Origin of the sequence: Lacticaseibacillus baoqingensis, from assembly GCF_003946165.1 — a bacterium.
GTDB classification, from domain to species: domain Bacteria; phylum Bacillota; class Bacilli; order Lactobacillales; family Lactobacillaceae; genus Lacticaseibacillus; species Lacticaseibacillus baoqingensis.
This window is the reverse complement of record NZ_RHOI01000061.1, coordinates 1-4,944: the sequence shown is the minus strand read 5'-3', so window position 1 is coordinate 4,944 and position 4,944 is coordinate 1. Positions and strand designations below refer to the sequence as shown.

3 protein-coding genes are annotated in these 4,944 nt (G+C 45.3%); 1 reads left to right on the top strand and 2 read right to left on the bottom strand.

What is annotated here, in order from left to right:
* Positions 1-110: 110 nt before the first annotated feature.
* Positions 111-1,040: a site-specific integrase gene (locus EKM91_RS13505; RefSeq protein WP_125754413.1), complete on the top strand. Its 930-nt coding sequence runs from the start codon at positions 111-113 to the stop codon at positions 1,038-1,040.
* 160 nt (positions 1,041-1,200) lie between these two features.
* Here EKM91_RS13505 and EKM91_RS13500 read toward each other — a convergent pair whose 3' ends face one another.
* Complete coding sequence (locus EKM91_RS13500; RefSeq protein WP_125754412.1) at positions 1,201-4,212, bottom strand: HsdR family type I site-specific deoxyribonuclease; 3,012 nt, start codon at positions 4,210-4,212, stop codon at positions 1,201-1,203.
* Positions 4,213-4,266: 54 nt separating this feature from the next.
* The coding region (locus tag EKM91_RS13495) for a restriction endonuclease subunit S (RefSeq protein WP_225419540.1) at positions 4,267-4,944 on the bottom strand (678 nt) is incomplete at its 5' end.

The window sequence follows — 4,944 nt, the reverse complement described above, 5'->3', positions numbered from 1 at the left end:
CTTTTTCCCCTCTTGCTTCCAAAGTTACATTATTTCATTAACCTCCGATTTTGAATTACAGTATGAGCGATGAACAGATTTCATCAAATAAATATTTCGGAGGCGATAAAATGGAAACTACCATCACACAGAGTTCACTTTTCTACCGCTACTTCAGAGAATGGTACGAGCTTTACAAGGTTGGTGCTGTTCGTACGGTCACTTTGCAGAAATACGTTATGACTTATCATCACCTTGTCGCACTTGCACCGACACTTACGCTAAACCAGATCGACCGTAAAACTTACCAGCAATTACTGAACCTTTTTGCCGAAAACCATGAACGGCAAACAGTGCTCGCTTTTCATCACCATCTTCGCAGCGCGCTGCTGGATGCCTTCGATGAGGGGTTAATAAAGATCGATCCCACACGGAAAATCGTTGTTAAAGGAATGCCTCCGGTACCGAAGAAGGCTAAATACCTTAATCAGTTTGAATTACACGCGGTCCTTTCAGATCTGAAGCTCAGTGATACCCCGAACTGGGACTGGTTCCTACTATTAGTTGCCAAAACTGGGTTGCGTTTCGCCGAAGCGTTAGCCGTGACGCCAAAAGATTTTGACTTCACGCACCAATCACTGACTGTCAAACAAACCTGGAACTATAAATCAGTCAACGGTGGCTTTCAGCCTACCAAGAACTTCAGCTCAAAACGCAGAATCCAAATCGATTGGCAGACCATTACGCAGTTCTCCCAGTTAGTGAAAAATCTGCCAGAAGACGAGCCGATATTCGTTGACGGCAGGGTCTTCAACTCTACAGTTAACAACCAGCTGCGCAAGCACTGTGAGAATGTTGGCGTACCAGTGATCTCCATTCATGGTCTTCGCCATACCCATGCGTCCCTACTACTATTCGCGGGGGTGACGATAGCAAGCGTGGCACGTCGACTCGGCCATTCCAACATGACCACAACGCAGCAAACTTATCTCCACATCATCCAAGAACTAGAAAGCCAAGATACCGACAAAGCGATGCGTTTCCTATCCGGACTGTTCTAGACTGTCGTTCATGTACAACTTGAGTGCAAAGTGACCAATTTTCGTCAAACAAATCCCCGACCGTTACCGCTGCCATGCGCGGATGAACTGTCGGGGATTTTGATAAAATTCTAGATATTATACAAAGCGTACAAGATTGATTGCGCTATCTCGCACACGCTCACTTCAACTCGGCAAAAAACGCCAGTAATCCGTCTTCAAAGTCGGCAGTTTCGAAAAAGCCTAAGTTCTCTGAATCTTCAATCTTACTAATATGATCCTTCAATTTCGGATTGTCATTCAGACTGACACCAGGTAAGTAGCAATCATATGCCTCCACGATTGCATTACCATTATAATCATGATCAGCAGACCAGCGCCTGATCTTTAATTCCTTCTTCTCTGTGCGAATCGTACGCCGCGCGTGTTGCAGTGAATCCGTATCAAAATGTTCGGTATAGTCACCCTTTTCGATGCCATCAAGAATGTCTTCAATCTCCGAACGGTTATCATCATCCATTGGTGTGATATGTTCTTCAACCGCATCGCGGTTAGCCGGAATCGTATCATCAATATAGAGATTCAACAGCTCGACGAGTTTGTCGTAATCTATGATTTCATGATTGTACAAATCAATCGCAACTTTGATATTGGTCAAATCGATCTTCTTATTGTCAGGAAGCAGTTCGTTAACATCATTGAGCCGTGCTTGTAGTGCGCTAAGGTGATTCTTATCCCGGATATCCAAGCTCACCTTCTGGCCGGTTGGCTTGCCTTGATCATCCAAGTCATCAACTGCAGTACCGAAAGCGTAGCCTTGCTGTACTAATCGTTGAACCTTCTCATTCACTTCGGCGGCGGTTACAGCAAATTCAAGTTGCACTTTTTCAGAGCGCGGCGTCTGGCTAAAGTCATCACCTGCGATGGCCTTCAAACGCGCAATTTTCGGTTCCAACTCATTAATCTGCGTGGCCATCTTAGGTGCCAGAATATCATCATCGAATAAGCTTCTTTGTTCAGAGTCATCAGGCTTTTTCTTGGCGTCTTCGATTGTGTCGTTGCCACCTTTGGTATAAATAATCAACGCGTTGCGAACGTTCTCCTCCATCAGCTCACCTTTGCGGAAAAAGCGCACCTTCCCGTATGGCTTGGCACTCTTGCCGATGGTGCGATTAGTCCGCGACATCGCCTGAATCAGTGGGCCTTCCTTCAACAGCTTGTCAAAGTAGATCACGTTCACGTACTTCGCATCAAACCCTGTCAGTAATTGATCAGAAACAATCACCAAATCCAACCGTTGCGGAGTCGTGGCTTCTTCCGCGGCAGTTAGCCGATGATTGTATGGCCTCTTATGCGCCAACCGCTTTGTGATATCGCCCAAGTAGTCACGCTCAGGATCTTTATTGTTGATAAAATTGGGTGTATCAAATAAGGTCGTATAATCTGCCATCGCTTGCTTCAATGAAGCCTGTAAGTCTGAACTACCAACACCATTAGCCTCATTACGCGAATAAGTCATCGCCACTCGCAGTTGTGGTGCCATCTGGCGGAACAGATTGTAATATGCGACCACTGCCTGCTTGCCAGAGACTGCCAGGATGCCGTGGAACTGATTGGGCTGGCGAACCCCCATCTCAATCGGGCCAGAATGATCGTCGTCCCACTGGTCAAGAATGTCTTGAACCACTTCTTGCCGATAAGGCAGCGATGTATAAACTTCACGCTCAAGCTGTTCTTCCGTCCAACCAGTGTTCGCATCAGCTTCTACATCCACGGTACTATATGTCACATCAAAACCCAGCACGTTACCGTCACCGATTGCGTCCTTAATGGTGTACCGGTGCAGACGTTTGCCGAATACGTCATAAGTAGAAATTGCGCGAGATGTGGTTACATCGTTGACTTCATCGCTATAAAAGTTGGGCGTGCCGGTGAAGCCAAACCAAGTCGTCTTAGGAAAGGCTGTTTTGATTCGCTTCACGGTATCACCACTTGCCGAACGATGGGCCTCATCCATCAGAATGACATTACGCTCATCAGATTTCAGACCAGATTTCACCGCTTTATCCAACCCTTGCACAGTAATCAAGAAAATCTGCGAGGCCGCTTTTTTATTTTTCAGCGTTTTCTTGAGATCGTGTCCATTCACAATTTGAATACGATCTTCAAATGTCTTGTATGCGTATGACTTGAAATTATCATGAGTTTGCTTAATCAAATCAACTCGATCGACAATAAATAAGACGTTCCGCACCCGCGGCATCCCCGCCAATAACTGCGCAACTTTGAAAGAAGTGACTGTTTTACCCGAACCAGTCGTATGCCAAACATACCCGCCTTCTTTTTCAATCAAGCCATTGGCATCCATCATACGCATCCGATCCAGAATTGCACGCGTCGCCTGAATTTGATAAGAACGCATCACCATTACGTTATCATTGGCTGCATCTGGAATCATATTGACGGTGACCAGTCGATGTAGAGCGGGAATACCCATCACCTGATGAATGAAGGTCATGGTATCCGTAACATCCTTACCATTGTCATCACGCCAGCCAAACACAAAGTCTTTATTATAATCTGCAGCACTCCGCGGTCGTGCTAAGTAGTGAGCCGAATGTTGTGACAAGATGAACTGCACCTGCACGAACGAAAACAAGCCCGTGTACATCCCATCCCCATCATACTTCTGCAATTGTTCGAAAGCATTCCACTGATTCTGAAGGGATTCATCCTTTTCCTCAATATGCGCTACAGGCAGCCCATTAATCAGTAGCATCACGTCAATACGCCGTTTCTTGCTAAGGGTATACGGCAAGTCGGTGAAGGTGATCTGATTGACGACCTCATAACGTGAATGGCCACCGGCAACTTCATCCCCGTAGAAAATTTCAATCTCTAGATTGGTACCATCTTCGCGTAACAGCGGCACTGTTCCAACCCCGCCGGAACCCACTATCATCAACTGAGCGTCGTAAGGCGTCTTGTTCTTGGCAACTTCTTGCTTAATAAGGGCAAATTCGCCGTCTGTTAGTTCCTTGCCATCCAGTTTCTGGGCATTGTTCTGATTCAGAATTTCCCGCCAATGATCATACAGATGCGACGCTGTCACTCCAGAAAGATCTTTGCGATACGTCCATCCCTCGCTCTTGAGTTTCTCAATCACTGCTTCTTCAAACTTATTTTCTGCCATATATGTCCGCCTTTCTATCCTGTTAGGTTCTGCCAGCCGTACTGAAAAAACGAACTATACAAATAGTTTCTGCAGGAAGACCTTCTTCAGTTGTTTGAGATCTTCGAGCTTACGTTGATGAAGAGCGATAGTGTGATCCAGTGTAGAAAGAAAGTCCTCAATTACTCTTTGTTCATTAATTGAGGAAAGTTTAATCGGAGTAGCTCGAACTTGCTCAATTGTGTAATGAGCGATAGTCCCAATATGGCTAACTTGGCTGAGATAACGCCTGTATCCCGGAGACTGTAGGAAAAAATACATAAATTTGGATCTGAAGCTCTTTGACTGTTTCATCCAGATTGAGTCGGCATCTTTAAAGTATACTGGGTATGGTTGACTGATAATATATGGAACACCAATCGATCCACCACCAGTAATCAAAATATCGCCCTGTAGTGGTCGTCCCGATTTTTTAATCAGCTTCGAGTACAGGTCACTGGATATAAATGCTGGTGTATTGCTAACATCATTAAACGAGCTAACAATATCGCTGGAGCGTAAAAATCGAACGCCTGTGGAAGTCCATTCGTTTTTGTGAACCCGTGATGCTGAAGTGATTTCAGCAAGATCTCCAAGCTTACGCTGTTCCCAATCGTCAGTGAAACCTTTAAAGCGAAAATCAGGAACTGGATTCTTGTCAGAAGCGAACATTCTTTTCAGTAATTCTTTTTTCACTGCCTGTAAGTTTTCATA